At 70.9% G+C, this 26,662-nt stretch carries 21 protein-coding genes, 1 pseudogene and 1 riboswitch; of the genes and pseudogenes, 13 read left to right on the forward strand and 9 right to left on the reverse strand.

Annotation, left to right across the window (positions count from 1 at the left end):
* Positions 1-137: 137 nt before the first annotated feature.
* Positions 138-1,160, reverse strand: a complete 1,023-nt coding sequence (locus ACFYWI_RS35315; RefSeq protein ID WP_389239878.1) for an alcohol dehydrogenase — start codon at positions 1,158-1,160, stop codon at positions 138-140.
* A 721-nt stretch (positions 1,161-1,881) separates the two neighbouring features.
* Between ACFYWI_RS35315 and ACFYWI_RS35320 the strand changes: the two genes are divergently transcribed.
* Positions 1,882-2,238 (forward strand): DUF1877 family protein, encoded by a 357-nt coding sequence (locus tag ACFYWI_RS35320; RefSeq protein WP_389239879.1) that lies wholly within the window; start codon positions 1,882-1,884, stop codon positions 2,236-2,238.
* A 313-nt stretch (positions 2,239-2,551) separates the two neighbouring features.
* Here ACFYWI_RS35320 and ACFYWI_RS35325 read toward each other — a convergent pair whose 3' ends face one another.
* Entirely contained in the window at positions 2,552-4,015 is a 1,464-nt protein-coding gene (locus tag ACFYWI_RS35325; protein WP_389239880.1) for an MFS transporter, read from the reverse strand.
* A 320-nt stretch (positions 4,016-4,335) separates the two neighbouring features.
* On the opposite strand from ACFYWI_RS35325, the gene ACFYWI_RS35330 reads away from it, so the two are divergent.
* Both ACFYWI_RS35330 and ACFYWI_RS35335 read left to right on the forward strand, forming a co-directional pair.
* Complete coding sequence (locus tag ACFYWI_RS35330) at positions 4,336-4,557, forward strand: hypothetical protein (protein WP_389239881.1); 222 nt, start codon at positions 4,336-4,338, stop codon at positions 4,555-4,557.
* 113 nt (positions 4,558-4,670) lie between these two features.
* Entirely contained in the window at positions 4,671-5,342 is a 672-nt protein-coding gene (locus ACFYWI_RS35335; protein ID WP_389239882.1) for a hypothetical protein, read from the forward strand.
* Positions 5,343-5,469: 127 nt separating this feature from the next.
* On the opposite strand, the gene ACFYWI_RS35340 is transcribed toward ACFYWI_RS35335, so the two are convergent.
* Positions 5,470-5,889 carry a PPOX class F420-dependent oxidoreductase gene (locus ACFYWI_RS35340; protein WP_389239883.1) on the reverse strand — a complete coding sequence of 140 codons (420 nt, stop codon included), beginning with the start codon at positions 5,887-5,889 and terminating at the stop codon, positions 5,470-5,472.
* Positions 5,890-6,486: 597 nt separating this feature from the next.
* Here ACFYWI_RS35340 and ACFYWI_RS35345 point away from each other — a divergent pair.
* Complete coding sequence (locus ACFYWI_RS35345; protein ID WP_389239884.1) at positions 6,487-7,308, forward strand: alpha/beta fold hydrolase; 822 nt, start codon at positions 6,487-6,489, stop codon at positions 7,306-7,308.
* A gap of 117 nt (positions 7,309-7,425) precedes the next feature.
* Here the strand turns inward: ACFYWI_RS35345 and ACFYWI_RS35350 are convergent.
* Together ACFYWI_RS35350 and ACFYWI_RS35355 are read right to left on the reverse strand one after the other, a co-directional pair.
* Positions 7,426-8,130, reverse strand: a pseudogene (locus tag ACFYWI_RS35350) (DNA polymerase beta superfamily protein); the annotation flags it as partial.
* 244 nt (positions 8,131-8,374) lie between these two features.
* The gene (locus ACFYWI_RS35355) at positions 8,375-8,800 is read right to left on the reverse strand and encodes an OsmC family peroxiredoxin (protein WP_389239885.1); all 426 of its coding nucleotides are present in this window, start codon (positions 8,798-8,800) and stop codon (positions 8,375-8,377) included.
* A 499-nt stretch (positions 8,801-9,299) separates the two neighbouring features.
* Here ACFYWI_RS35355 and ACFYWI_RS35360 point away from each other — a divergent pair, with 499 nt between their 5' ends.
* From ACFYWI_RS35360 to ACFYWI_RS35375, 4 genes are all read left to right on the forward strand, one after another.
* Complete coding sequence (locus ACFYWI_RS35360; RefSeq protein ID WP_389239886.1) at positions 9,300-9,761, forward strand: SseB family protein; 462 nt, start codon at positions 9,300-9,302, stop codon at positions 9,759-9,761.
* Positions 9,762-10,970: 1,209 nt separating this feature from the next.
* Positions 10,971-11,768, forward strand: a complete 798-nt coding sequence (locus ACFYWI_RS35365) for a CAP domain-containing protein (RefSeq protein WP_389239887.1) — start codon at positions 10,971-10,973, stop codon at positions 11,766-11,768.
* Between the two features lie 338 nt (positions 11,769-12,106).
* Positions 12,107-12,619, forward strand: coding sequence for a GNAT family N-acetyltransferase (locus ACFYWI_RS35370; RefSeq protein WP_389239889.1), 513 nt, complete (start codon positions 12,107-12,109; stop codon positions 12,617-12,619).
* A gap of 146 nt (positions 12,620-12,765) precedes the next feature.
* A complete protein-coding gene (locus ACFYWI_RS35375; RefSeq protein WP_389239890.1) occupies positions 12,766-13,062 on the forward strand; it encodes a hypothetical protein in 297 nt (98 codons plus the stop codon).
* A 138-nt stretch (positions 13,063-13,200) separates the two neighbouring features.
* On the opposite strand, the gene cobN is transcribed toward ACFYWI_RS35375, so the two are convergent.
* Entirely contained in the window at positions 13,201-16,800 is a 3,600-nt protein-coding gene (gene cobN, locus ACFYWI_RS35380; protein ID WP_389239891.1) for a cobaltochelatase subunit CobN, read from the reverse strand.
* A 54-nt stretch (positions 16,801-16,854) separates the two neighbouring features.
* Positions 16,855-16,927: riboswitch (cobalamin riboswitch) on the reverse strand.
* A 114-nt stretch (positions 16,928-17,041) separates the two neighbouring features.
* Here cobN and cobG point away from each other — a divergent pair.
* Genes cobG through ACFYWI_RS35395 form a run of 3 tightly spaced genes read left to right on the forward strand, consistent with a single transcriptional unit; the run spans position 17,042 to position 20,708 of the window.
* Entirely contained in the window at positions 17,042-18,574 is a 1,533-nt protein-coding gene (cobG, locus tag ACFYWI_RS35385) for a precorrin-3B synthase (protein ID WP_389239892.1), read from the forward strand.
* Positions 18,575-18,585: 11 nt separating this feature from the next.
* Positions 18,586-19,212 carry a precorrin-8X methylmutase gene (locus ACFYWI_RS35390; protein ID WP_389239919.1) on the forward strand — a complete coding sequence of 209 codons (627 nt, stop codon included), beginning with the start codon at positions 18,586-18,588 and terminating at the stop codon, positions 19,210-19,212.
* Positions 19,209-20,708 (forward strand): precorrin-2 C(20)-methyltransferase, encoded by a 1,500-nt coding sequence (locus ACFYWI_RS35395; RefSeq protein WP_389239893.1) that lies wholly within the window; start codon positions 19,209-19,211, stop codon positions 20,706-20,708. Before ACFYWI_RS35390 ends, ACFYWI_RS35395 begins: the two co-directional genes overlap by 4 nt.
* Here the strand turns inward: ACFYWI_RS35395 and ACFYWI_RS35400 are convergent.
* The gene (locus tag ACFYWI_RS35400) at positions 20,696-21,433 is read right to left on the reverse strand and encodes a cobalt-precorrin-6A reductase (RefSeq protein ID WP_389239894.1); all 738 of its coding nucleotides are present in this window, start codon (positions 21,431-21,433) and stop codon (positions 20,696-20,698) included. The genes ACFYWI_RS35395 and ACFYWI_RS35400 overlap by 13 nt on opposite strands.
* A gap of 12 nt (positions 21,434-21,445) precedes the next feature.
* On the opposite strand from ACFYWI_RS35400, the gene ACFYWI_RS35405 reads away from it, so the two are divergent.
* Together ACFYWI_RS35405 and ACFYWI_RS35410 are read left to right on the forward strand one after the other, a co-directional pair.
* The gene (locus tag ACFYWI_RS35405) at positions 21,446-22,585 is read left to right on the forward strand and encodes a cobalt-precorrin-5B (C(1))-methyltransferase (RefSeq protein ID WP_389239895.1); all 1,140 of its coding nucleotides are present in this window, start codon (positions 21,446-21,448) and stop codon (positions 22,583-22,585) included.
* A gap of 235 nt (positions 22,586-22,820) precedes the next feature.
* A complete protein-coding gene (locus tag ACFYWI_RS35410) occupies positions 22,821-24,443 on the forward strand; it encodes an alpha/beta hydrolase (protein WP_389239896.1) in 1,623 nt (540 codons plus the stop codon).
* Positions 24,444-24,618: 175 nt separating this feature from the next.
* Here the strand turns inward: ACFYWI_RS35410 and cobM are convergent, their stop codons facing one another.
* Both cobM and cbiE read right to left on the reverse strand, forming a co-directional pair.
* Positions 24,619-25,368, reverse strand: coding sequence for a precorrin-4 C(11)-methyltransferase (cobM, locus tag ACFYWI_RS35415; RefSeq protein ID WP_389239897.1), 750 nt, complete (start codon positions 25,366-25,368; stop codon positions 24,619-24,621).
* Positions 25,365-26,600: a precorrin-6y C5,15-methyltransferase (decarboxylating) subunit CbiE gene (cbiE, locus tag ACFYWI_RS35420; protein ID WP_389239898.1), complete on the reverse strand. Its 1,236-nt coding sequence runs from the start codon at positions 26,598-26,600 to the stop codon at positions 25,365-25,367. The genes cobM and cbiE overlap by 4 nt, the downstream gene beginning before the upstream one ends.
* Positions 26,601-26,662: the final 62 nt, after the last annotated feature.

Genomic DNA, 26,662 nt, shown 5'->3' on the forward strand with positions numbered 1-26,662 from the left:
GCCACAGGCGCAGCGGACGCGTACGCCCTCCCTCGTCGGCATGGACCACGGGGCATGACGTGGTCCACGAGCGGTGTGCCGGAATCGACATCGGCAAGGCCGACGTGGCCCGCTGCCCCGCGGCCGCCCCACAAACGTCAGCGGGTGGTGAGCACCATCCGGAACCGGGCGGCGCCGGACATCATCTTTTGGTACGCCCCATCGGCCTGGTCCAGCGGCACGGTCTCGACCATGGGGCGGATCCCGTGCAGGGCGCTGAACGCCATGGTGTCCTGCACGTCCTGCGCGGTGCCGGACGGGTGGCCACGGATGATCCTGCCGCTCATGAGCAGCTGGTTCGGGCTGATCCCCAGCGGCTCGACGTCCGCGCCGATGACCACCAGCTCACCGCGGGGGCGAAGCCCTTCCAGGGTCGCCGTGGTGGCGTCGGAATTGGCGGCGGTGGCCAGAACCACCCTGGCGCCGCCGAGGGACTGCAGCGCGTCCGCGACGGCAGTCGCCGCCGTGCTGTCGATGTAGTGGTGCGCACCGAGCTGCTTGGCGAAGTCGGCCTTGTCGGATCCGCGGGCGATGGCCACGGTCTCGAGGCCCATGGCGACCGCATACTTCACCCCCAGGTGGCCCAAGCCCCCGATGCCGAGTACGGCGACCAGATCGCCCGGCCGTGCGGAGCTGCGTCGCAGCCCGTTGTACGTGGTCACCCCCGCGCAGGCCAAGGGTGCCGCATCGCTCGCCGCCAGTGCGTCGGGGATCCGGGCCAGTGCGTCGGCCGGTGCGATCACCGTCTCGGCAAAACCGCCGTCGTATGCCCATCCGGGAACCTTCAGGTTCTCGCACACGATGAAGTCGCCCTGTCTGCAGGGCGTGCAGTGGCCGCAGCTGCCGCCGAACCAGCCCACCGCCACCCGGTCGCCCACCTGCCAGCCGCTGTATGTTCCCTCGCCGACCTCCTCGATGCGACCTGCGATCTCATGCCCGGGGACCAGCGGAAACCGTACGCCCGGCACCAGGGCGTTCACGAAAATGACGTCGCTGTGGCAGACCCCGCAGGCCTCCACGGCAATCCGTACGTGGCCTGGTCCCGGCTGCGGTACCTCCCGCTCGACGATCTCCAGCGGACCGCCCGAGGCGGCGACCTGCGCAACTCGATAGGTACTCATCTGGATCTCTCCGGGGTAGGGGTACAAAGGCGCCCCCAGAACCAGCAGACCAGCTCCAGCCCGATCACGCGCGCCGAAATCCAGGCGAGCACTCGGCATCAGCCGCCGGGTACCGGCGCACATGCACCGGCGCCAAGAACGAGGCCACCAACATGTCGCGTGGGCGGGCACCGATCGAGGCCAACCCGCGAGCCAGGGTCGACCCGGGTCTGCCGGCCCCCTCACCGGGCACGATGTGACGACGGACAGACAAGCAACGGGCTCGCACCCCGGCGTCGGCGCATGGCTGCCCGAGAACATCGACGGAGGCTGCGGTGGTCTTCCTCCACCCCGAACTGGCGTGAGGACTTCCCCCCCCCGCAGGGCACAGGAGCGGAGTCGGGCACTCGCCGGACACAGCGGACGAGGCGAGGAGGAAGATGGAGGCATGACAAACTCCGCAGGAGTAGAGGCAGTTGTCATCGGAGTCGTCGGGCTCGGCGCGGTCGCAGCGCTCGCCGTGCTGTGGGCCTTCGGCATCTCCGTGTACATCTTGGTCGGCTGACCGCCCACCAGTGCCGGAAGCGATTTGTGCGGAACTTGGGGGAAATTTCTTCATGGGCCAGGACATACAGTTCGTCCGGGTAACGTCAGAGGAGCTGGAGCGGGCGGAGCAGGACCCGGACTGGGCGGAAGAGCTGGTCATCGAACGCAGCGAGGAAGGCGAGGAAACGACGACCTCGTGGGGTTCCTCGGTAGGGACTGGGCCGGCCTCCAGTACCTCTTCGACGCCGCAGAGGTCCCGGTCATGATCCTGGACGACGGATCCATCATCGACGAGCAGGGCATCTACGCCGGCTGGGACGCCGAAGCCGTCAAGAGCGTGGCGGAAGACCTGCGGAAGACGGCCTGGGAAGACCTGGCCGGCCACTACGACCCGGACCAGATGAGGGACGAGGGCATCTACCCCGGTCACGGCTACTGGGACCGTGACGGGAACGGTCTCGACTACCTGGAGGGTGCCCACGTGACCCTGCTGCACTTCTTCACCACTGCCGCGGCCTCAGGCTCCGCAGCGATCCGGGAATTCAGTTTCTGACCGAACGGGACAGCAGTGCGCCCCCCTGCCTGAGACGGCCCCGTCCGTCAGCGTCCCTATGGGGCCCGAAGCGGCCTGTGTGACGGTCGCTGACCGATCCGGCCGGAGCTACGGATCAGATGCTGTCGGCTGCGTCCGGCTCAGCGCCTTACGTCGGCGGACAAAGCCATCCAGGTCGTGCTTGACGGTCATGACTTCCTCGGCCGGAATGCGGAGGGGTCCGCAGTACTGACCATCACACGACCGGGGAAAGCTGCCGTCGATGAGCGGGATACCGCTCAGCACCACACCACCGTCATCGTTGATCTCCGTGTCAGCAGCGACGGGTCTGGTACGGCACGGGGGCGGGCCCTGGTTCGGACGGCGTCGGGCATCGGCTCAGGGCGACGAGGAAGGTCAGCATGATTCCGCCTGCCACGACGAAGAGCGTGGTGCGGATCCCGTCGGCGGTGGCGATTCGAAGCTGTTCACCGGAGAGGCCATCGAGGCCGGCAGTCGCTACCAGGACGAGGATGGCCAGGCCGACAGCGGCGCCCACGCCTGAGCCGGTGGAGGCAATGCCGGAGGCGATGCCTTGTTGTCGGTCGGAGATTCCGGTGGCGGCGGCGATGAACATGGTGGTGAAGACCACCCCGTCGCCGATGCTGAGCGCCACGAGGCCGGGGATGAGTTCGATGTATGTGCCGTTCGGCGAGATCGCGAGGCCGAGTGCGACCGCACCGAGCGCACCGACGGCGAGGGCTGCGGCCAATGTGCGCCTGAGGCCGAACCGCGTCACGAGCTGGCCTGCGGTTGTCGAACCGGCCACCACCACTGCCGTGGGGATGAGGAAGCCTGCGCCGGTCTGCAAAGCGTCGTAGCCCAGAACCTCCTGGAAGTAAAGGGACAGGAAGTAGAGCACGGAGCCGAAGGTCGCCATGAACATGAACGCGATGACGACGCCGGTGATCAGGTTGGGGTTGGAGAGCAGCCGGGGTGGCATGAGCGGGTCGTAGCTGCGGCGCTCGATGACGACGAAAGCTCCGATCAGCAGGAGGCCCGCCGCTGCGCTGACCAGGATGCTCGGCGAAAGCCAGCCCGATCCGGGGCCTTGCACGAGGGCGAACACGATGAGTGTGACACCGAGAGTGACGCTCAGCGCACCGGGTAGGTCGAACGTGCGGCCTTTTTCGTGTTCACCGTCCCGGGGGATCAATACGAAGGCAAGCAGCAGCGCAGGGCCGGCCAGGGCGACGTTGACGAGGAAGACCGCTTCCCAGCCGAACGCCTGCGTCAGAAGACCGCCGAGCAGCACACCGATGACGAGTCCTGCCGCGCCCGACCCTCCCCAGATTCCCAATGCGCGGTTGCGGGCGCGGCCTTCGGCGAAGGTGGTGTTGATGAGTGCCAGGGTGGTGGGGAAGACGAGGGCTCCGCCGAGACCTTGGAATGCGCGGGCGGCGAGGAGTATTCCGGGGCTGGTCGCGAGTCCTCCCACGAGCGCTGACCCGGCATAGAGTGCGAGGCCGGTGACCAGGATGCGGCGTCGGCCGAGCAGGTCGGCGGCACGCCCGCCGAACAGTAGGAAGCCGGCCGAGGCTACTGCATAGGCGCTGATGACCGACTGGAGCGTCTGCGGGGAATAGCCAAGGTCGCGTGCGATGTCGGGGAGTGCCACGACCACGATGTACTGGTCGAGCGAAACGATCAGCATGGCGAAGGACAGGAGCGCCAGCGTCGCTGTCTCGCGGTTCCAACCGAGGCTGCCGGGCGCGGATGATGTCCCTATGGGTCGCACGGCAGCACTCCTGATGATCGGTCAAGTCTGTGCTTACGGCCTGCCGGGAATGTCCGTCTGGTTCGGGGCGGGCGGGCCTCACCGAGAATGACGGTTGCCAAGACCCTATACAGCTCGCCCTCACCAATCCCGTCAACGACCCACGCTCGTCGGACGGCGCGCTCACGCGCCCCGGTCCGCCCGTAGATCCGGGCGAGCGATTCGGCGGAGCGGGGGAGGGACGTCGTGCCACCCACCTGCCGGGCGCTTCGTCGTGCCGTGCCGTGCCGTGGTGTGCGTGTGCGGATGCGGCCGGGCCGGGTCGGCGGGACGCTGGGGGTATGTCGGTGCTGCCTGTGGTCGTGTATCCGACGTCGCCGACGGGTGGCCGACGGGTGCGCGTGGACGGAGAGATCCTCGGCTTGGCGCACAGCCTCGCGGATGTGGCCGAGTTCCTGCGCCGGGCCGGGATGGAGGGCATGGAAGCCGATAACGTGGCACGGTCGGAGCTGATCGAGTGGCGGGGCGGCGGCCCGCAGGTGTGGGCCGAGTCGCCGCCGTGACACCTACGTGCCCGCGCCCGATGTTCGAGCGGCACGGAGGGGGTGGTCTGAGTCATCGTGATCTCGTGCAGGCGCCGCATCAACGGAAGTTGACGAGGCGATAGCGTGCACCGATGGGGACTGAGCAGCGTCAGGCGGACCGGGCGGACCGGGCGGACCGGGCGGACCGGGCGGACCGGGCGGACCGGGCGGACCGGGCGGACCGGGCGGACCGGGTGGCCCGGCCGTCCCCGCGCATACTCTTGGCCACGGGCTGTGTGCTGCTCGCGGTCGTAGCGGGCTGGAGCGGACTGTTGCTCGTTGTCGTGGGGCACGTGGTCCCCGGCTGGGCGGTGAGCTCTGCGCTGCTCATGGCCTCTCTGTTGCTCATGCCGGCCGGCGCCGTACGGCGCCGCTCAGTGGCCGATGAGACCACGAAGGGGCGCCGTGTTCTGCTCCGATCGACGCTTGTCCTGCCGGCCGGCGCGGCAGGGCTGGGCAGTGTGCTCGGCGCGGTGGGTGACCTGGGTGCGGACTACCACGTGCTTGAACCACGAGGCCCGGGCGGCTGCAGGGCTGTTGCGCGGGAGGTGTCGTACTTGTTCGCGGGCAGTGGCGAGGTGTACGCGGTGGGGGCCGGCGGCATGGGTTTGCGAGTGAGCTCCTGGACGGCCGACGACGGCTACCGCCCCGTCGCCTCCGGCTCGTACAAGCTGCACTGGGGACCCGATGGCGGTGTCCTGACGGTCAGCGGCAGCGGCGTCAATCCGGTCTGGCCCGCCCTTCACGAGGTCGAATGCGGTTGATTCCTGTCGTCGTGGTCCGGCGACATCGTCCGGCGGCGCTGGGGCCTCTCAAGGCAGGGCGGAAGGGCCTTACTCCCGGGCCCTGTATCCGGGGGGTCTCGCGCCTATGGATCAGACAGGGCGGACATCACCCGGCCTGGCTGCTGTCCTTCAAGGTGCCCCAGCCGTGCCAGCGGTCGATCGCGATCCATGCGCTGACCCGGCGGCGGTCCCGCTGCGGGTACGGCTTGCCGAGGTACTGCCGGGACAGCCGGTCGATGTCGGCAAGGTCCTTGTCCTCGCGGATTTCGGTGACGCGGCCGATGATGCTGATGTGCGTGTACCAGTTGCCCTCGTCGAGCACGGAGAGTGCCACCCGCGGGTCGTTGCGCATATGCTCCAGCCGCTTACGCCCCTCGTCCATATTGACCATTACGCGGCCGTCGTCCCAGAGGTACCAGGTGGCCGTGGACACCGGCTGGCCATCCGAGCGCAGGGTCGTGATGGAGGACGGATTGGCCTTCGTCAACATCGCGACTGCCTCTTCGGGAAGCGGTGGTTTCGACATGGATCACCCTCCGTGACGCGTTGCTGCCTCATGCAGACGATCACCAACATGATCGTCTGCACCCGAGCTGTTCCACGCTTTCAGCGGCTTTCGAATTCCTGTACGCCACCGCACCGGGCGGGCAGCAGCCCGATAAAGCCGTCCGGGGTGCGCGCCGTCCCGCGGGTCGTCGACGATTCGGCACGGCAGATCCCCGAGGCCCGTGGCCTTGACGATCACCGTGTTGTGCCGCTCCGGTGGTAACTGGCCAAGCCGGTGATGGAGTTGAGCGGTTCCCCGGCTCCGGGTCCCACTGATGAGCCCGTACGGGCCGGTTCATGACGACGTCGCGGGAGCCGACCTCCCTCTGCCGCGTAGTTGGGGCCGCCGCAGGTGGGGGCGATCAGGCGGCGCCGAGGCTGCGTGTGCAGTCCGTACGGGTGGCGTCTACCGTCGAGAGAGGGGCTTCGCCGCAGCGGCATTGCCCTCACGGGGCTCTCACGGGGTTCATCGCGGTCGACAGGACCCCGCAGGGGAGGGCGGAGTGGGCCGCGCGGAGGGTCTGTCGAGTCGGCGACGTCAGGTGTGGATTCAGCCGGAGGAAGGGCAGCCAGCGCCATGGGAACCGTCACCGCTGAGGATGGCACCAAGATCTTCTACAAGGATTGGGGCACCGGACAACCGGTCGTGTTCAGCCATGGCTGGCCACTCAACGCCGACGCCTGGGACAACCAGCTGCGCCTGGTGGCCGAGAACGGGTACCGCGCGATCGCCCACGACCGTCGGGGACACGGCCGCTCGGACCAGCCGTGGAACGGCAATCACATGGACACGTACGCCGACGACCTGTCCCGGTTGATCGAGAGCCTGGACCTGCGGGACGCGGTCCTCGTCGGCCACTCCACCGGCGGGGGCGAAGTGGCCCGCTACATCGGCCGGCACGGCACCGGACGCGTCGCGAAGGCCGTACTGCTGGGGGCTGTGCCTCCGCTGATGCTCAAGACGGAGGCGAATCCTGAAGGCTTGCCGATCGAGGCCTTCGACGCCATCCGGGCGGGTGTCACCGGGGACCGTTCCCAGTTCTACTGGGACCTGGCGGACCCGTTCTACGGCTTCAACCGCCCCGGCTCCAAAGGCAGCGACGGCGTACGCCGGGCGTTTTGGCTGTGGAGCATGCAGGTTGGCCTCAAGGGAGCCTACGACTGCATCGCACAGTTCTCGGAGCAGGACTACACCGAGGACCTCAAGCGCATCGACGTCCCCACGTTGATTGCACACGGTGACGATGACCAGATCGTGCCCTACGTGGCCTCGGCTCAGAAGTCCGCTCAGCTCGTGAAGGACTCGACGCTGAAGACCTATTCGGGATGCCCGCACGGCCTCGTCGGTGACTACGAGCAGCAGTTCAACTCGGACCTGCTGGCCTTCCTCCGAGGCTGACCGGGAACGCACAGGATGCGGGGTGCCTCGGGCGGTTTCTCGTCCGTCGGCTCCATGCCCTGCCGATTCGAGCGCGGCCGGCGTGGACAGGGGCGCGCCCACCTACCGCTGCACCCTTCACCCCGAGTGCGGCCCTGCCGCGTAGTGCGCGGCACGGACCCGGTGCAGCCACGCCTCGACAGGGGCCTCGTCCGGTTGGGCCGGCAGGACGCTCTTGGTCCCGTCGAACCGCTCCTCGAACCGCTGCAGGAGAGGCAGCGCTGCCATCGCGTCCGCCGCGACCTCCTCGCCGAACTCGTGGAAGGCGTCGGGGTTCTCCACACGGACGTTGAGCCGGCCGGTGGCGTACAGCTCGAATCCCTGGTGGCACAGCCGCATGAGGTGCCGGGCGTGTTTCTCGGTCCGCTTGCGGGTGTCCGCCGAGAACGATCCGTCACCGCGGTCGTACAGCCGCTTGAACTGCTGGGTGGCGTAGCCGAGGTAGGCGTCGCGGATGCGCTTGGCGGACAGCAGCGAGCTCCGTATCCCGATCAGTTCGTCACCCAGGGGAGTGCGTATTTCGTAGAGGTCCTCGGGGAGCCAGACCAGTTCCGTGGCGGTGGGGTTGCCGTTGAGGGCGAGCCGGCACCACTTTGCTGCCTCGTGCAGGGTGCGGTCCGGTGCGGTGGTGACGTGTGATTCGGTTGGGCGGTGAAGGCCGTGGAAGGCGGTGGTGTCCGCGGCGAACAGGCCGAGGCGGTCGATGTCGGATCCCGGCCTGGCCAGGCCATAGGCGGTGGAGCCGACGATCCCTGACAGCAGCACGTTCATGGTTCGGCGTCTCCGGGAAGGACGGGTGCGGGGTGGCTGAACGTTACGGCAGCCGGTCCGCGCGGCGTCGGGAATTTCGGCACGCGCATGCACGAACGGCCGCTCCGGTGAGGGCGGGCCCCAAGGCCACTCACGGCAGGGTCCTTATGCGGACAGTTCCGAACGTTCGGCCGCGCCGACCTCGAATCCCACAGTTGCGCCCACTGGCCGTGGCCGCCGCCCGGACCGGCTCGGGCGGCGACACGTGCCTGCCCCGTCAGTCCAGGGTGGAGGTGAGCGTGATCGTGGTGCCCGTGAGGGCCTGGCTCACCGGGCAATTGACCTTCGCGTCCTCGGCCGCCGTCTTGAAGGCGGCCTCGTCGATACCCGGTACCTGGCCCTGCACCGTGAGGTGGATTCCGGTGATGCCGGTGCCCGGCTCGAAGGTGACCGCGGCCTTCGTCGTGAGCAGCGTCGGCGGATTTCCGGCCTTGGTGAGGGTGTTCGCCAGGGCCATCGAGAAGCAACTGGAGTGGGCGGCGGCGATCAGCTCCTCGGGGCTGGTCTTTCCTCGAGGCTCCTCAGCGCGAGAAGCCCAGGTCACGGGGAAGTGGCCGACTCCTGAGGAGTCGAGCGTGACCTCTCCGAGGCCCTTGAGCAGATCGCCTTCCCACTCGGTGTGAGCGTTGCGCGTGGTGGCCACGATGAATTCCTCCTGTGTACGGACGACATCTCCCCGATCGTCCGCCTACGACGGCCCGAGCGGGCCTCCGACGCGCCGTACCGCACGACTCGCCGGTCCGTCCGGGAGAGGCGTCGCCCGATCACGGTCGATCCATTCGCGGTTGTCGGTCCGGTACGCCCTCCGGCGGCCCGGCAGCCGAGCGTGGGGACGCGAGCCCAGGTGCCCGGATCCGTGATCGGTTCCGGCAGCAGGCCGGCAGGGCTGCCGTCCGGGTGACGCTGCCGGCCAGGGGGAGCCGCAGGGGTGGAGCCGCTGTCCGGGACGGAGGACCGGTCACGCCCACCACCGATTCCCCGGCGAGAACATGGCACAGAACGCCGGGCGGCATAGCCTTGGTGGTATCGAACGCTTGCCCCGGCCCCGTGCCGCTGGGCGGCATCCGGCGGCGACTGCGGCAAGCCGAGCCCACCCGTGTCGAGCGGGGGGCTGGTGAGCAACGCCGACGAGAGGACAAGCCATGAGCACCTCGACCCCCGACGAAAACGCTCCCCCCACCGAGGGAGCGCCGTCCGCAGCGGACGCGGCACAGACCCAGGCCGTCCTGATCGATATCGCGAACAGTGTGGCCCTGCTGCCGCAGGCGCCACCGGCCGAGGGTGAGGAGGAGCGTCCCGAGGGCGCCATCGCCCTGCCGGTGATCGAACAGGACGGCACCCGGTACATCCCCGTCTTCACGACCGAGGACGCACTGAAGGCGGCCGGGGGAGACCCCGAGACCGCGCTCCGCATCCCCGTCCTCGAGCTGGCCGCGAACTGGCCGGAGGACGACCTGTGGCTGGCGGTCAACCCGTCCACCGACGAGGGGCTCGCCCTTCCTGCCGACCTGGTGCGGGCGCTGCCCATCGTCAGCAGGCGCGGCGGCCAGGCCGGCGGGGAGGAGGGTGGCCCCGGAGAGCCCGGCGGGCCAACGATCGTATGATCCGCTTCCGTTCGCCGTGCGACGCGGTCCGCGCCGCGGCAGCACGGCGGCGGTGAGTGCCGGCTCCTCGACCCGGCTGCGGATCTTTGATGCGATCGGTACCCCGTCGGCCGACCTTGTACAGGGAGCAGGCCGTGGTCGGCCCGGGACGGGGCGGGTGCGCGTCGTCGTCGGCGAGAGATCGGGCCATGGCTCGGTCGGCCGCGCATGCGTCGCCGCGTGTCTCCGGCCGGCAACTGGCCCCTGTTCGGGGGCCGGCAGCAGCGTGCCCCGTCGGGCGCTGTACCGACGGGGCCAGAAGCAACCACCGCACTTTCTCGGTGGATTGATGGGCCGATCCTATGGGCGGCCACTGACAACAGGGGCCGTTCGCGACAGCCGCATGGTCTGCCGCTGATGCGTTGCTGTCCTTTGCGGTCCGCGCGCCACCCCGCATCTGCACGGTGAAGCCGGGGTTCTCCTGTTCCGGATGCTCAGGAGCGGGCTTGAGCGGTTCGCAGCCCGAGATGCTGACGACACCGTCCGCCCTCGACAGAGTGATGATGATCCGCTCGTCGGCGTTCGCTGACTTGAGCTGGGGGAACTTGCTGTCGTCACTGCCGCCGCAGGTGGCGATGGCGATGGCGATGGCGAGGGTGACGGGGGCGGGGGCGGCGTGGCGGTGGCGGCCGGGGGTGGTTCTTCGCCGCCCGGTCCGGTCCGGGTGAGGGTGGTTTTCCCTTTGGTCACCTTCCGGGCCGCCCGTCTGTGCGCCCATAAGCGGCGAAGTAGGGCAGAGCGGCCACGTGGGAATGTCGACGCATCCATGGTTCCGTGACATCGGCCACACAGCTTTTGGCACTTAGGTCGCTGAGTAGTAGATGGCGCCTTGGCGACATAGCGATATTTGTCCGTCTTGATGCCGACATATCTTTTGCAGGGTTTGGTCCTATTCGCTCCGCTCGGCACTTTCGCCCGTTCGGTGAGCGAACAAGGGTTTCTGATGGCGTGTCAGCGCTTTCCGGAACTTCCGGAGCCGGACCAGCACGCCTGTGTGTCCGATTCAAGGGTCGTCCGTGCCTACGAGACGAGGTAGTACGGACGCTCGTTGCCCTGTCCTGACCCCGGTTCTAACAATGGCGACCGCAAAGCATCTCAGCAGCTCAGGCGCAGGATCTGCGCCGAGCCGGTAGGGCTGGGGCGCTCCGCGAATATCGAGCGAGGTCACGCATGGGTAAGCACCGTAGGAAGACGTACTACCGGCAGATAGCCATCGCTGTCGTTGCCGTGGGAGCCGTGGGCGTGCCCTCCGCCGCCATGGCCTGCATGAATCCTGAGGAGGATGCGGGCAGGCAGTCCCACCGTCACTGGAAGGGTGAGGACGCCGAGCAGCGCTGGGCGGGTGCCTCATGGGGTCACGAGCGGGGGGCGGGAGAGTGGCGGAAGCACACGGCGGCGCCGAGTGCGCCGAAGGCCACCGCGTCCCCGGAGAAGCCGAAGGCGACCGCGTCGCCCAGTACGCCGAAGGCCACGGCGACGCCCAGCGCACCCAAGGCCACCGCGACGCCGGCCAAGCCGAAGGCGACCGCGACGCCGAGCGCGCCCAAGGCGACCGCGACGCCCAGCGCGCCGAAGACCACCGCCCCGGCGTCCGGGGCCACGGCCCGCGTTCTGCAGCTCGTCAACAGTGAGCGCAGCAAGGCCGGGTGCTCGCCGGTGACTTTGAACGCAAAGCTGTCAAAGGCCGCACTTGACCACAGTAAGGACATGTCTTCCCATACGAACATGTCCCACACGGGCTCCGACGGGTCGAATCCGGGCGACCGGATCACGCGTGCCGGGTACAGCTGGAGCACCTACGGCGAGAACGTCGCCTACGGTTACACCACCCCCGAGAGCGTGATGGCGGGCTGGATGGACAGCCCCGGCCACAAGGCCAACATCCTCAACTGTGAGTTCAAGGAGATCGGCATCGGTCTCGCGCAGCCCGGCAATTACTGGACACAGGACTTCGGAACGGCCCGATAGAGCCACCAGGAATCCGACCATGCTTCCCCGGGTCCGACTGCGGGGACGGCGCGCATCCTTCATCGGATGAAAGGTCTCGACCGGTTCGCCGGTCGGGGCCTTCGGTGTTCGGTGCTCCCCGGCGACGCCCGTCAGCAGGGCGTCCTGAAACAGGTCCGCCGAGACCCTCCCCTCCGTACAGTGACGAAAAGTGCGCGAAGAGTAATCGATATGGCGCAAACGGCCCTTGAGTCGGCCGGGGGGTGGCCAAAGACTGCTCCTGTGCCGGAAAGCGGACGCGCCCGGAGCGGGTTCGCGGCACACCCGTCACGTACATGAGTCATGAGTGAGGAGGGCGCATGCCCGACGCCGGCCATTTAGGCACACACCCGATCACGCTGACCGACGGCACACCCACCCGGACACGGGAGGTGACCCCAGCTGACCTCGGACCGGTCCAGGCGTTGCACCGCCGATGCTCCCCGATCAGCCGAGCTCTGCGCTACCACGCGGGTAAAGCCGAGCTGTCCTCGGCCGGCTGGCGCGTGCTGTCCGACCCGAAGCGCGGCACCACCCTGGTCACCACCACCGCCGAGTGCACGGACCGCATCATCGCCATGACCAACGTCATGCGCACCGATCAGCAGGGGGTGGGGGAACTGGCCGTGCTGATCGAGGACGAATGGCAGTCCAAGGGGCTGGGTACCGCGCTGGCCGCACACGCGGCCCATGTGGCCCGCAGGGCCGGGCACCACACCCTGACGGCCGCGGTCGCCACGGTCAACGCACCGATGCTCCACGTCCTCGAGGCCCTGGACGCGCCGCCCGTCCTTGCCACGGGTCCCGTCGTCGACATCCACATACCGCTCTGACAGCGCCCCGCGTGGTGGTGCGGGCACGGCTTCCCTGCACAGGCAGTGACCCCGGTCCTCGCCCGACGCTGGAAGCCGGGAGTCCGGGTGTGCCATCATCGGCCGCGTTCGGCCCCACCTGGGGCCAGGTAGTCAGGGTGGAGCGCATGAACTGGTACGTGGGAGTCCCGGTCGCCGGATTGGCGGTGCTCGTGGCGGTCGCGGGAGCCGCTGCGGTCAGGACCGGGTGGGTGCTGCCCGCGCAGCGCGGGCACGTCCTCAGGCCCCGCCTGTTCGGTTACGCCCTGCTGGTGCTCGCGGCGTGTCTCGGCCTTCAGCTGGTCGGGGCCGCCTTCCTCGCCGACTCCGCTGTGAGGTCCGTCGTCACCTACTCGGGAGCGGCGCTGATGCTGGCTGTCGCGGGGCTGATCCTGGCCGCACAGCGCCCGCCCCGCGTCCGCTGACCCACGGCCTGCAGTCGGCCGGCGACGCCAGGAGCTCGCCGTCGACAGGGGACACCGCGTGGTGTTCATCGCGCAACGTGGACGCGGAGTCCGGTCGGACCGGACTCCGCGTCCACGCGTGCACCACCAGGCCCGCGCCTATGCCTCGTCGTCCTCCAGGTCGCCCTCGGTCTCGAGGAACACCTGCCGCAGCGCCTCCAGCACCGACGGGTCCGGCTTCCCCCACATACCGCGGGACTCCGCCTCGAGCAGGCGTTCCGCGATGCCGTGCAGGGCCCAGGGGTTGGCCTCCTGGAGGAAGGCGCGGTTCGTCGGGTCGAGGACGTACGTCTCGGTGAGCTTGTCGTACATCCAGTCCGCGACCACGCCCGTCGTCGCGTCGTAGCCGAACAAGTAGTCCACCGTCGCGGCCAGTTCGAACGCGCCCTTGTAGCCGTGGCGGCGCATCGCCTCGATCCAGCGCGGGTTGACCACGCGGGCGCGGAAGACGCGGGACGTCTCCTCCACCAGGGTGCGGGTACGGACCGTCTCCGGGCGGGTCGAGTCGCCGATGTACGCCTCGGGGGCCGTGCCGCGCAGGGCACGGACCGTGGCCACCATGCCGCCGTGGTACTGGAAGTAGTCGTCCGAGTCCGCGATGTCGTGCTCGCGCGTGTCCGTGTTCTTGGCCGCGACCGCGATGCGCTTGTACGCCGTCTCCATCTCCGTACGGGCCGGACGGCCTTCGAGGCCGCGGCCGTAGGCGTAGCCGCCCCAGACCGTGTAGACCTCCGCCAGGTCCGCGTCGGTGCGCCAGTCGCGGCTGTCGATCAGCTGCAGGATGCCCGCGCCGTATGTCCCCGGGCGCGATCCGAAGATACGGGTGGTCGCCCGGCGTTCGTCGCCGTGCGCGGCCAGGTCGGCCTGGGTGTGGGCGCGCACGAAGTTCGCGTCCGACGGCTCCTCGAGGGAGGCGGCGAGGCGCACCGCGTCGTCCAGCAGACCGATCGTGTGCGGGAACGCGTCCCGGAAGAAGCCCGAGATACGCAGCGTCACATCGACCCGCGGCCGGCCCAGCTCCTCGAGCGCGATCGGCTCCAGGCCCGTCACCCGGCGGGACGCGTCGTCCCAGACCGGGCGGATGCCCAGCAGCGCCAGCGCCTCCGCGACGTCGTCGCCCGCGGTACGCATTGCGCTCGTGCCCCACAGGGACAGGCCCACCGAGGTCGGCCATTCGCCGTTGTCGGCGCGGTAGCGCTCGAGCAGCGAGTCGGCCAGCGCCTGGCCGGTCTCCCAGGCCAGGCGCGACGGTACGGCCTTGGGGTCCACGGAGTAGAAGTTCCGGCCGGTCGGCAGCACGTTGACCAGGCCGCGCAACGGCGATCCGGACGGGCCGGCCGGGACGAAGCCGCCGTTCAGGGCGTGAACGGCGTGGTCGATCTCGTCGGTGGTGCGGGACAGGCGGGGGACCACCTCAAGGGCTGCGAAGCGCAGGATCGCCGCGACCTGGTCGCCGTGGTCCGTCGGGACCGCCTCCGGGTCCCAGCCCGCGGCCTCCATCGCCTCGACCAGCTCCCGGGCCGTGGCCTCCGCCTCGTCCGCCGTCGTACGGGTCGCGGCCGACTCGTCCAGGCCCAGCGCCTCGCGCAGGCCCGCCAATGCGGTCGTACCGCCCCAGATCTGGCGGGCGCGCAGGATCGACAGGACCAGATTGACCCGCTCCGGGCCCGTCGGGGCGCCGCCCAGCACATGCAGACCGTCGCGGATCTGCGCGTCCTTGACCTCGCACAGCCAGCCGTCGACATGCAGCAGGAAGTCGTCGAAGCCGTCGTCGTCCGGGCGGTCGTCCAAGCCCAGGTCGTGGTCGAGCTTCGCGGCCTGGATCAGGGTCCAGATCTGCGCCCGGATCGCGGGCAGCTTCGCCGGGTCCATGGAGGAGATCTGGGCGTATTCGTCCAGGAGCTGCTCCAGGCGCGCGATGTCACCGTAGGACTCGGCACGCGCCATCGGTGGTACGAGATGGTCGATGAGCGTGGCGTGCACCCGGCGCTTGGCCTGGGTGCCCTCGCCCGGGTCGTTGACCAGGAAGGGGTAGACCAGAGGCAGGTCGCCCAGTGCGGCGTCGGGGGCGCAGGCCGCGGACAGGCCCGCGTTCTTGCCGGGCAGCCACTCCAGGTTGCCGTGCTTGCCGAGGTGGATCATCGCGTCCGCGCCGAAACCGCCGTCCGACGCCGCGGCGGAGATCCAGCGGTAGGCCGCCAAGTAGTGGTGCGAGGGCGGCAGATCGGGGTCGTGGTAGATCGCGATCGGGTTCTCGCCGAAGCCCCGCGGCGGCTGGATGAGGATCAGCAGATTGCCGCGCCGCAGGGCCGCGAGGACGATGTCGCCCTCCGGGTTGCGGCTGCGGTCCAGGAACATCTCGCCGGGCGCGGGACCCCAGTGCTCCTCGACGGCCTCCCGCAGCTCGGCGGGCAACTGGGCGTACCAGCGCTTGTAGTCGGCCGCCGGGATACGTACCGGATTACGCGCCAGCTGCTCCTCGGTGAGCCAGTCCTGGTCGTGGCCGCCCGCCTCGATCAGCGCGTAGATCAGCTCGTCGCCGACGCCCGACGAGAGACCGGGCACCTCCTGCGTACCGAAGTCGTAGCCCTCCGCCCGGAGCCGGCGCAGCAGGGCGACGGCGGAGGCGGGGGTGTCCAGACCGACCGCGTTGCCGATACGTGAGTGCTTGGTCGGGTACGCCGACAGCACCAGCGCGAGACGCTTCTCGGCGTTCGGGATGTGGCGAAGGCGGGCGTGGCGTACGGCGGTTCCGGCGACCCGGGCGGCCCGCTCGGGGTCGGCCACGTACGCCGGGAGGCCGTCCTCGTCGATCTCCTTGAACGAGAACGGGACACTGATCAGCCGGCCGTCGAACTCGGGCACCGCCACCTGGCTCGCCGAGTCCAGGGGGGACAGGCCCTCGTCGCTCTCCTGCCACGCCGAGCGCGAGCCGGTCAGACAAAGGGCCTGCAGGATCGGTACGTCGAGGGCGGCCAGCGCGCCCGCGTCCCACGACTCGTCGTCGCCGCCTGCCGAGGCCTCGGCGGGGCGGGTGCCGCCCGCCGCGAGCACCGTGGTCACCAGGGCGTCGGCGGAGCGCAGTTGCTCCAGCAGCTCGGGCTCCGGGGCGCGCAGCGAGGCCACGTACAGGGGAAGCGCACGGCCGCCCGCGTCCTCGATGGCGCCGCACAGGGTGTCCACGAAGGCGGTGTTGCCGCTCATGTGGTGGGCCCGGTAGTAGAGCACCGCGATCAGCGGGCCCGTGGTGGTGTCGCCCCTGCGGGCGGTGCGCCGCAGCACGCCCCAGGTGGGCGCGGCGGCCGGCGGCTCGAAACCGTGGCCGGTGAGCAGCACGGTGTCGGACAGGAACCGGGCCAGCTGCTCCAGGTTCGCGGGGCCGCCGTGCGCGAGATAGGCGTGGGCCTCGGCCGCGATGCCGATGGGGACCGTGGAGGCTTCCATCAGCTGGGCGTCGGGAGCCTGTTCACCCGTGAGGACGATGACGGGGCGGTCCTGGGCGAGGAGTACGTCGATGACCTCCTGCCAGGCACGCAGGCCGCCGAGGAGGCGTACGACGACGAGCTCGGTGCCCTCGAGCAGCCCGGGCAGTTCTTCGGTCGTCAGACGCGCCGGGTTCGCGAACCGGTACGGGACCGGGCCGTCCGCGGCACGTGCGCTGAGCAGGTCGGTGTCGGACGTCGACAGGAGCAGAATCATGCGGCGTCTGGCCTTCCTCGGGGTTTCCGCGCCCCGGGCGGTGAAGGACGGCGGGAGTTCCTGACTCGCCCGGCTGCTGCCGGGCTCACAGTGGCGGGACCGCGCCGGAATCTCACCGGGCTTCCTCCCCTGACGCCGTCTTCGGCGGTGACGGGCCGAATGGCCCGCCGAGGAGCATAGTAAGGGCCGTCACGCCGCGGGGAGCAGGGCGCCATGTGTGATGGTCGGTATGCTCGCCGCCATGCCACCGGCCCCCTCGAACCACCCGAACGCGGGTGAACCTCCCATACGGGACCGCGGTGATGCCTGCCCGGGCGCGCTGCGTCTGCACGCCGCGGACGACGGTGCGCTGGCGCGCGTACGCATTCCCGCGGGCGTACTGAGCGCGGCGCAGGCGTACGCCCTGGCGGACGCGGCCGAGCGGCTCGGTGACTCGGCGCTGGACATCACCTCGCGGGGCAACCTCCAACTCCGGGGCCTGGACGGCTCCTGCGGCGGGGAGTTGGCGGCTGTGCTGGGCGCCGCGGGGCTGCTGCCCGCCCCCCGCCATGAACGCATCCGCAACGTCGTCGCATCCCCCCTGTCCGGACTGGACGAAGCGGGACATCTCGATGTGCAGCCGCTGGTAAGGCAACTGGACGCCCTGCTGTGCTCGAGCGAGCGGGCCGCATCGCTGTCGGGCCGCTTTCTGTTCGCGCTCGACGACGGCCGCGGGGACCTCGCGGGGCTCGGTGCGGATGTGATGTTGCTCGCAGAGCCGGACGGCCAGGTGCGGATCCGCCTCGCGGGCGGGGAGCAGGGACTGCGGGTACCGGCACACGAAGGGGCCCGTACGCTTCTGCTCGCCGCAGAGGCCTTCCTCGACGCCGTGGACGCGAGCGGCACACGGGCGTGGCGGGTACGCGAACTGCCCCCGGAGCACGCGGTGTCGGCGGGTGAGCTTGCCCGCCGGGCGGCGCGGGCGGGCATCGCGGCGCGCATCGTGACACTCGGGGCCGGTGCGCATCCTGGCGGCCGGGCGGGCGCCGCGAGCGCGGAAGGTGACAACCCGCGCGAAGCGGACGCCGTTCCGGCTTTCGTCGGTACTGCGCTCTCGGCCACGGGCGACGCGGGCGAGGTCGCCGCGATGCAGGCCACAGGCGGTGAAGGCATCGCCGGGCAGACAGAGCCCGCCGCCGCGGACGACGGCGGGGCGGTCCCCGCCGCCGGTCCCGTACCCGGCGTCGTGCTCGGCGCCGACACCGCCACGCTGTGCGTACTCGCCCCCCTCGGGCGGCTCACGGTCATCCAGTGGCGGCTCCTCGCCGACCTCGCCGGCAGGCACGGCTCCGGCGAACTGCGCGTCACACCCTGGCGCGGAGTCGTCGTGCCCCACCTCCCCGTACGGACCGCCGCACGCGAACTGCACGCCCTCGCCGGCGCCGGGCTGATCACCGATCCCGCGTCCCCCTGGCTCGGCGTCGGCGCCTGTACCGGCAGGCCCGGGTGCGCCAAGGCCCTGTCCGACGTACGCGCCGACGCCACCGCCATGGTGAGAGCGACCGGACCCGGCGGGCTGCCCGTGTACTGGTCCGGCTGCGAACGCCGCTGCGGGCACCCCCAGGGCGCCTGGGTGGACGCGGTCGCGACCGGCGACGGCTACGACCTCTCCGTACGCGGAGCACGGGGATCCCGTCCGCCCGCGCGGCACGGGGTGCCCACCGCCCGACTCGCCGACGCCCTCCTGGCGGCGCGAGGCACCTCTTCCACCGACTCCCATCGACCCACCAAGTGAGCGAGAGCACAGTGTTCGAGTACGAGAAGGACGGCGCGGAGATCTACCGCCAGTCCTTTGCCACCATCCGCGCCGAGGCGGACCTCGTCGGTCTGCCCGCGGAGGTCTCCCAGGTCGCGGTCCGCATGATCCACGCCTGCGGGATGGTCGATCTCGTACGCGACCTCGCCTACTCCCCGGACGTGGTCACCCGCGCCCGCGCGGCCCTGCGCGCCGGTGCGCCGATCCTGTGCGACGCCCGCATGGTCGCCAGCGGCGTCACCCGTAAGCGGCTGCCCGCCGACAACGAGGTGATCTGCACCCTCTTCGACCCGTCCGTCCCCGAACTGGCCGCCAAGATGGCCACCACCCGCAGTGCCGCCGCCCTCGAGCTGTGGCGCGACCGGCTGGAGGGCTCCGTCGTCGCCGTCGGCAACGCTCCCACCGCCCTCTTCCGCCTCCTGGAGATGATCGAGGAGGGTGCACCCCGGCCCGCCGCCGTCATAGGTGTGCCGGTCGGCTTCATCGGCGCGGCCGAGTCCAAGGACGCACTCGCCGCCCACCCCCTGGGACTCGACCACCTGGTGGTGCGCGGCCGCCGGGGCGGCAGTGCCATGGCCGCCGCCGCCATCAACGCGATCGCGAGCGAGGAAGAGTGAGCGACAACCTGACGACCGGCCGGCTGTACGGAGTCGGGCTCGGCCCCGGCGACCCGCAGCTGATGACCCTGCGCGCCGCGCAGATCATCGCCGAGGCCGATGTGATCGCGTACCACTGCGCCCGGCACGGCCGCAGCATCGCCCGTTCCATCGCCGCCCCGCATCTGCGCCCCGACCACATCGAAGAGCGCCTGATGTACCCGATCACGGTCGAGACGACCGACCATCCCGGCGGGTACCGGGGCGCACTCGACGACTTCTACGAGGAGGCCGCGGCCCGCCTGGCCGAGCACCTCGACGCCGGGCGCACGGTCGCCGTCCTCGCCGAGGGCGACCCGTTCTTCTACGGCTCGTACCAGCACATGCACAAGCGGCTCGCGCACCGCTACCCGACCGAGGTCATCCCCGGCGTCACCTCCATCAGCGCCGCCGCCGCCCGGCTCGGCACGCCGCTGTGCGAGGCCGAGGAAGTGCTGACGATCATCCCCGGCACCCTGCCGGAGGAGGAGCTGACCGCACGGCTCGCCGCGACCGACTCGGCGGTGGTGATGAAGCTCGGCCGTACCTTCCCCGCCATTCGCCGGGCGATGGAGACCTCCGGCAGGCTGGCCGAGGCCCGGTACGTCGAACGCGCCACGATGAGCGGCGAGCGGACCGGCGAACTCGCCGACATCGACCCGGAGTCGGTGCCGTACTTCTCTGTCGCCGTCGTCCCCAGCCGTATCGCCAACCCGCGCCCGGCCACCGGCGCCGGCGATGTCGTGGTGGTCGGCACCGGGCCCGCCGGGCCCTTGTGGCTCACGCCCGAGACGCGCCGCGCCCTCGCCGACGCCGACGAACTCGTCGGCTACACCACGTATCTGGACCGCGTCCCGGTCCGCCCCGGCCAGATCCGGCACGGCTCCGACAACAAGGTCGAGTCCGAACGCGCGGAGTTCGCCCTCGACCTGGCCCGCCGGGGCCGGCGCGTGGCCGTCGTCTCCGGCGGTGACCCGGGCGTCTTCGCCATGGCCACCGCCGTCCTGGAGGTCGCCTCCCAGGAGGAGTACCAGGACGTGCCCGTCCGCGTCCTGCCGGGCGTCACCGCCGCCAACGCCGCGGCAGCCAAGGCCGGCGCGCCGCTCGGCCACGACTACGCGGTGCTCTCGCTCTCCGACCGGCTCAAGCCCTGGGAGGTCATCGCCGAACGCCTGCACGCCGCGGCGTCGGCCGACCTCGTCCTCGCCCTGTACAACCCCGGCTCGCGCAGCCGCACCTGGCAGGTCGGCAAGGCCCGTGAACTCCTCCTCGAACACCGCGCCCCGGACACCCCGGTCGTGCTCGGCCGGGACATCGGCGGGCCGCAGGAGAGCGTACGGATCGTACGGCTCGGCGACCTCGACCCGGCGCAGGTCGACATGCGCACGATCCTGCTCGTCGGGTCGTCGCAGACCCAGGTGGTGCGGCGGGGCGGCGGCGAGGAGATCGTCTGGACCCCCCGCCGCTACCCCGAGTAGGTCCTCAGCCAGGTGGCCGCCTCCTCGAAGGTGGCCACCTCCGGGACCCCGGCCGGCACCGGCGGGCGGCGCACCACGATCACCGGGATACGGGCCTCGCGTGCCGCCGTCAGCTTGGGCGCGGTCGCAGCCCCGCCGCTGTCCTTCGTCACGAGCACGTCGATACGGTGGCGGCGCAGCAGTTCACGCTCCCCGTCGAGCGTGAACGGACCGCGGTCCAGCAGTACCTCCGTCCGCGGCGGGCACGCGCCCTCGGGCGCGTCCACGGACCGTACGAGGAACCAGGGCTCCTCGAGGTGGGCGAACGCGGCGAGGCCCATCCGGCCTGTCGTCAGGAACACCCGGCCGCCCAGCGCCGGGATGGCGTCCGCGGCCAGGGGCAGGGAGCCGACCGGGTGCCAGTCGTCGCCCTCGACCGGGACCCAGGACGGCCTCCGCAACGCGAGCAGGGGAACATGGGCCTCGGCGGCGGCCCCGGCCGCGTTGAAGCTGATCGTTCCGGCGAAAGGATGGGTGGCGTCGATGACCGCGTCCACCTGGTGCTCCCGCAGCCAGCGGGCCAGGCCATCGGCACCACCGAAGCCGCCGACGCGGACCTCGCCCGGAGGCATCCTGGGAGTGGCCACCCGGCCGGCGAGCGAGCTCGTGACGCGCGTACCGGCGGCACACAAAGTCTCGGCGAGGCGCCGACCCTCGGTCGTCCCGCCAAGAATCAGTACGTGCATCGAGGTCCATCCATGAGTTCGGAAACGGGCGGCGGGCGCAGCGCCCAACTCAAGCACACCGGTCTGCGGCCCGGGTGGACGACCGGGGCGTGCGCGACCGCGGCCACCACGGCCGCGTACACCGCGCTGCTCACCGGGGAGTTCCCGGACCCGGTGACCATCACCCTGCCCAAGGGGCAGATGCCCGCCTTCGCGCTTGCCGCCGAGTCCCTGTCCGGGGACGAGGCCATGGCGGGCATCGTCAAGGACGCGGGCGACGACCCCGACGTCACGCACGGCGCGCTGATCCGGGCCACCGTCCGGGTGCTGCCGCCCGGCTCCGGTGTCGTCTTCCGGGCCGGGCCCGGCGTCGGTACGGTCACCCGGCCCGGGCTGCCCCTCGACGTCGGCGAGCCCGCCGTCAACCCCGTCCCGCGCCAGATGATGCGCGACCACATCGCCCTCGTGGCGGGCCGCCACGGCGGCACCGGCGACGTCGAGATCACCGTCTCCGTCGACCACGGCGAGGAGATCGCCCGCTCCACATGGAACCCGCGCCTCGGCATCCTGGGCGGCCTTTCCATCCTCGGTACGACCGGGATCGTCGTCCCCTACTCCTGCTCGGCGTGGATCGACTCGATCCGGCGCGGCGTGGACGTGGCCCGCGCGGCCGGCCGCACCCACGTCGCCGGGTGCACGGGCTCGACCTCGGAGAAGACCGTCGTGTCCGTGTACGGGCTGCCCGAGGACGCGCTGCTCGACATGGGCGACTTCGCGGGCGCGGTGCTGAAGTACGTGCGCCGGCACCCCGTCGACCGGCTCACCATCTGCGGCGGGTTCGCCAAACTCTCCAAGCTGGCGGCAGGTCACCTCGACCTGCACTCGGCACGCTCCCAGGTCGACAAGCCGTTCCTGGCGGACCTGGCCCGCCGCGGCGGCGCGGACGAGTCCCTGGCGTCCGAGATCGCGGTGGCCAACACGGGCCTCGCGGCACTCCAGTTGTGCCGGTCGGCGGACGTCCCCCTGGGCGACCTGGTGGCTGCGGCTGCCCGCGACCAGGCGATGGGAGTACTCCGGGGCGCGCCGGTGACGGTGGACGTGATCTGTATCGACCGCGCGGGCACGGTGGTGGGCCGATCGGCCCCGGCGGGGCCCTTGGCCGAACTGGGCTGAGGTCCCGGTCCGCCGCCGGAGGGCGCGGCGCCCCGAGGGCACGCACCGTGGCGGTACCGCCCCCGGGCGCGGTACGCCGCGGCCGACGACGTACGGGCCCTCGAGCAGCTCGGCCCATTCGGCCGCGGTTGGCTGGCGCGCCCCGTCGGGCCGCGGTGGTGTTTATGCCGAAGCGTACCGACGTCCAGCGCATGGGTGGCTCGGGCGCTCGGCCAAGAAGGAGGAAGGACGGAGTATGCACATACCCGGATCCATAGCGGGCCGCCGGCATCACGCGGCGGCTCTCGCCGCGGTGGTGGTCTGCTCGACGATGTTCACCGGGCCGGATCTCGCTCCGGCCGGTGGCGCGCCTTCACCTTCGGTGCCCGCCCCGAAGCTGGACTGGAAACCCTGCGTCCAGGGCAGTCCCTTCGACTGCGCGACCGCGAAGGTACCGCTGGACTACCGCAACCCCGGTCGTCGCACCATCGAGCTGGCAGTCATCAAGCGGAAGGCGACCGGCCCCGGACGGCGTATCGGCACCCTGTTCCACAACCCCGGCGGCCCCGGCGGGCCCGGAACAGTGCAGATGCCACAGAACTACGAGTTCTTCCCGCAAAAGGTGCGGGAGCGGTTCGACATCGTCAGCTGGGACCCCCGCGGGATCGGCAGCAGCACCGCCATGAACTGCTTCGAGAATCGCCAAGAAGCCGACGCCTGGGCTGCGAGCAAACCGGCAGGCTTCCCGGTGGGCGAAAAGGAGCGGACGGCCTATGTCGCTGCGTACAAGGATCTGGCCCGGCGCTGTCAGCAGCGTGACCCCGAACTGCTGCGCCATGTGTCGACCGCCGACACCGCGCGCGACCTCGAGCAGCTCCGCCAGGCGGTGGGCGACGAACAACTCTCGTACTTCGGGATCTCCTACGGCACTTTCCTGGGCGCCACCTATGCCAACCTCTTCCCCGACAAGGTCCGCGCCATGGTTTTCGACAGTAACGTCGACCCGCAGGTCTGGACCCACGCCTCCGACGACGACCCCCGGCTCCCGACCTTCCTGCGCATGGGCGCGGACCGCGGCGCGGCAGCGGTCCTGGACAAGTTCCTCGCCCTCTGCGGGTCCACCACCACCGCCCGATGCGCCTTCTCCGCGGGCAGCCCCAAAGCAAGCCGGGAGAAGTTCGACCAGCTGATGCAGCGGCTCCGGAAGCATCCCGCGGGCGCGTGGACCTATGGCCGTACGGTCGGTGACGTCGTGAACAGCCTCTACCAGGTCCAGGGATGGACGGGGCTCGCCGGCAGGCTGCAGACCCTGTGGCAGGGCCGCGTTCCGGAGCCGGTCGCTTTTCCGCCCGGACCACCGGTCCCGAACCCGAATCCGTACCTGGGCGATGAACAGGCCGGTGCGGTGTTCTGCAGCGACAGCCCCAATCCGCGTGACCCCGCTGCCTACCACGCCGCGGAGGAGGCAAGCGCGCCCCGTGCGGGCGACGCCGGACGCTTCTGGGCCTGGGCCGCCGAGGGGTGTGCCGCCTGGCCGGCCACAGTGGCCAACAGCTATCGCGGCCCGTGGAACAAGCCGACCGCGCACCCCATTCTGCTGGTCGGCACCACCTACGATCCCGCCACCCCCTACTCGGGCGCCCAGGCCATGGCCAGAGAACTGGCCAACGCCCGCCTGCTCACCAACAGCGGGTACGGGCACACCGCGCTGGTCAACCCCAGCAGCTGCGTCAACGAGCACGAGAGCCGTTATCTCATCGACGGCACCCTCCCGCCGGCCGGAACAACGTGCCGACAGGACACGCCCCCGTTCTCCGCAACCAAGCCGCGCGGCGGGGTGGGCACCGGCGGCGGCGGAACGGCCGACATCGTCTCCTGAGTCCGGCTTTCCGAGGAAGGCCATGCGTCCCGGGCTCGCCACGCCCGAGAGATGTCGGCCTGCCCCCCGGGGCGTTGCCGACACGGTCCGGGCCGCGGAGGCGCCGGTCCGCCCCGGGGCATCGCCGGCCCCGGCAGGGCCGCGCCCGGGGGCGCGCACCCGCCCCGGAGAGGTTTCAGCACACGTGGCGGTCGCGCTCCGCGGAGTACAGGTGGCTGTCCCTGAACTGGGACGCCGACAGCGTGCGGCCCACCAGGATCACCGCGGTGCGGACCACGCCCGCCGACTTCACCTGGGAGGCGATGTCCTCCAGCGTGCCCCGCAGGATCAGCTCGTCGGGCCGGCTGGCCATCGCCACCACCGCGGCCGGGCAGTCGGCCCCGTAGTGCGGAAGCAGCTCGTCGACCACCCGGTCCACGTACCGTGCGGCCAGATGCAGCACCAACAGTGCCCCGCTGCGGCCCAGAGTCGCCAGGTCCTCGCCCTCCGGCATGGGCGTGGCCTGCTGGGCGATACGCGTCAGGATGACGGTCTGGCCCACGGTCGGGACCGTGAGCTCCCGCTTCAGCGCCGCCGCCGCGGCGGCGAACGCCGGTACGCCGGGGACGACTTCGTACGGCACCCCCGCCGCGTCCAGCCGCCGCATCTGCTCGGCGACCGCGCTGAACACCGACGGGTCCCCCGAGTGCAGCCGGGCCACGTCGCGGCCTTCCTCGTGCGCGCGGACCAACTCCGCGATGATCGCGTCGAGATCGAGCTGAGCGGTGTCGATCAGGCGTGCGTCCGGCGGGCATTCGGCCAGCAGCTCGGTCGGCACCAGCGACCCCGCGTACAGGCACACCTGGCAGAAGGCCAGCGTTCGCGCGCCGCGCACGGTGATCAGGTCGGCGGCTCCGGGACCCGCACCGATGAAGTACACGGTCATGGCAGTTCTCCAGTCTTGGTGACGGACCATTGGGTGACGGGCATGGCCTGGCGCCAGCCGGTGAATCCGCCGACGGGGACGGCGTGCGCGACCGCCAGCCGCACGAGCTCGCCGCCCAGCGCCCGGTAGCGTTCGGCCAGCAGCGCCTCGGACTCGAGCGTCACCGTGTTGGCGACGAGGCGACCGCCCTCGGGGAGCGCGTCCCAGCAGGCGTCCAGCAGCCCGGGTACGGTCAGCCCGCCGCCGATGAACACCGCGTCGGGTGCGGGCAGTCCGGCCACCGCGCCGGGTGCGGCGCCGCTCACGACGCGCAGGGCGGGGACGCCGAGGGCGTCGGCGTTGCGGGCGATGCGCTCGGCGCGCACAGGGTCGCGTTCGACGGTGATCGCGCGGCAGGAGCGGTGGGTGCGCATCCACTCGATCGCGATGGAGCCGGAGCCGCCGCCGATGTCCCACAGCAGTTCGCCGGGGGCGGGCGCGAGGGAGGCGAGTGTCGCGGCGCGTACATGGCGTTTGGTGAGCTGACCGTCGTGCTCGTACGCCTCGTCGGGCAGCCCGGCCGCGGCGGACAGCCGCAGCGCCCCGTCGGCTCGGCGGCACTCCAGGGCGATGACGTTCAGCGGGTCGCCTGCGGGCTTGGTCCAGGTGTCGGCGAGGCCGTCGACGTGGCGTTCGATGTCCGCGCCGAGCTGTTCGAGAACCCGCATCCGGCTGGGCCCGTACCCGCGGTCCCGCAGCAGTTCCGCGACCTCCGCGGGGGTGTCGGCTCCGGCGCTGAGCACCAGCAGCCGACGGCCGTGGTGGAGCGCGGCCGTGAGCTGTGCGGCGGGGCGGCCGACGAGGGTGACGACCTCGGTGTCTTCGACGGGCCAGCCGAGGCGGGCGCAGGCGTACGAGACGGACGAGGGGTGCGGCAGTACGCGCACGGACTCGGGGCCGGCTTCCTCGCAGAGCGCACGGCCGATGCCGTAGAACATCGGGTCCCCGCTGGCCAGTACCGCCAGTCGCCGTCCCGCGTGGGCCGCGAGCAGGCCGGGTACGGCGGGCCGCAGCGGGCTCGGCCAGGCCACGCGCTCGGCACCGCACTCGGCAGGCAGCAGGTCCAACTGCCGTGCACCGCCCAGGATCACCTCGGCGTCGCGCAGGGCCTCCCGCGCGCTCCCGCCGAGTCCGGGCCAGCCGTCGGCGCCGATCCCGACGACGATGACGGCTGGTGAGGGCGGTGCGGGCATCACTGACGAAGTACCTCGGGCATCGGGAGAAGATCGAGCCGCACTCTACTGGCCCCATGGCC

Source organism: Streptomyces sp. NPDC002889, from assembly GCF_042888425.1.
Classification (GTDB): Bacteria; Actinomycetota; Actinomycetes; order Streptomycetales; family Streptomycetaceae; genus Streptomyces.

Coding starts and splice junctions, on each gene's coding strand:
- ACFYWI_RS35315 (WP_389239878.1), bottom strand. CDS start 1,160: ATGAGTACCTATCGAGTTGCGCAGGTCGCCGCCTCGGGCGGTCCGCTG.
- ACFYWI_RS35330 (WP_389239881.1), top strand. CDS start 4,336: ATGTCGGTGCTGCCTGTGGTCGTGTATCCGACGTCGCCGACGGGTGGC.
- ACFYWI_RS35335 (WP_389239882.1), top strand. CDS start 4,671: ATGGGGACTGAGCAGCGTCAGGCGGACCGGGCGGACCGGGCGGACCGG.
- ACFYWI_RS35340 (WP_389239883.1), bottom strand. CDS start 5,889: ATGTCGAAACCACCGCTTCCCGAAGAGGCAGTCGCGATGTTGACGAAG.
- ACFYWI_RS35345 (WP_389239884.1), top strand. CDS start 6,487: ATGGGAACCGTCACCGCTGAGGATGGCACCAAGATCTTCTACAAGGAT.
- ACFYWI_RS35360 (WP_389239886.1), top strand. CDS start 9,300: ATGAGCACCTCGACCCCCGACGAAAACGCTCCCCCCACCGAGGGAGCG.
- ACFYWI_RS35365 (WP_389239887.1), top strand. CDS start 10,971: ATGGGTAAGCACCGTAGGAAGACGTACTACCGGCAGATAGCCATCGCT.
- ACFYWI_RS35370 (WP_389239889.1), top strand. CDS start 12,107: ATGCCCGACGCCGGCCATTTAGGCACACACCCGATCACGCTGACCGAC.
- ACFYWI_RS35375 (WP_389239890.1), top strand. CDS start 12,766: ATGAACTGGTACGTGGGAGTCCCGGTCGCCGGATTGGCGGTGCTCGTG.
- cobN (WP_389239891.1), bottom strand. CDS start 16,800: ATGATTCTGCTCCTGTCGACGTCCGACACCGACCTGCTCAGCGCACGT.
- cobG (WP_389239892.1), top strand. CDS start 17,042: ATGCCACCGGCCCCCTCGAACCACCCGAACGCGGGTGAACCTCCCATA.
- ACFYWI_RS35400 (WP_389239894.1), bottom strand. CDS start 21,433: ATGCACGTACTGATTCTTGGCGGGACGACCGAGGGTCGGCGCCTCGCC.
- ACFYWI_RS35405 (WP_389239895.1), top strand. CDS start 21,446: ATGAGTTCGGAAACGGGCGGCGGGCGCAGCGCCCAACTCAAGCACACC.
- ACFYWI_RS35410 (WP_389239896.1), top strand. CDS start 22,821: ATGCACATACCCGGATCCATAGCGGGCCGCCGGCATCACGCGGCGGCT.
- cobM (WP_389239897.1), bottom strand. CDS start 25,368: ATGACCGTGTACTTCATCGGTGCGGGTCCCGGAGCCGCCGACCTGATC.
- cbiE (WP_389239898.1), bottom strand. CDS start 26,600: ATGCCCGCACCGCCCTCACCAGCCGTCATCGTCGTCGGGATCGGCGCC.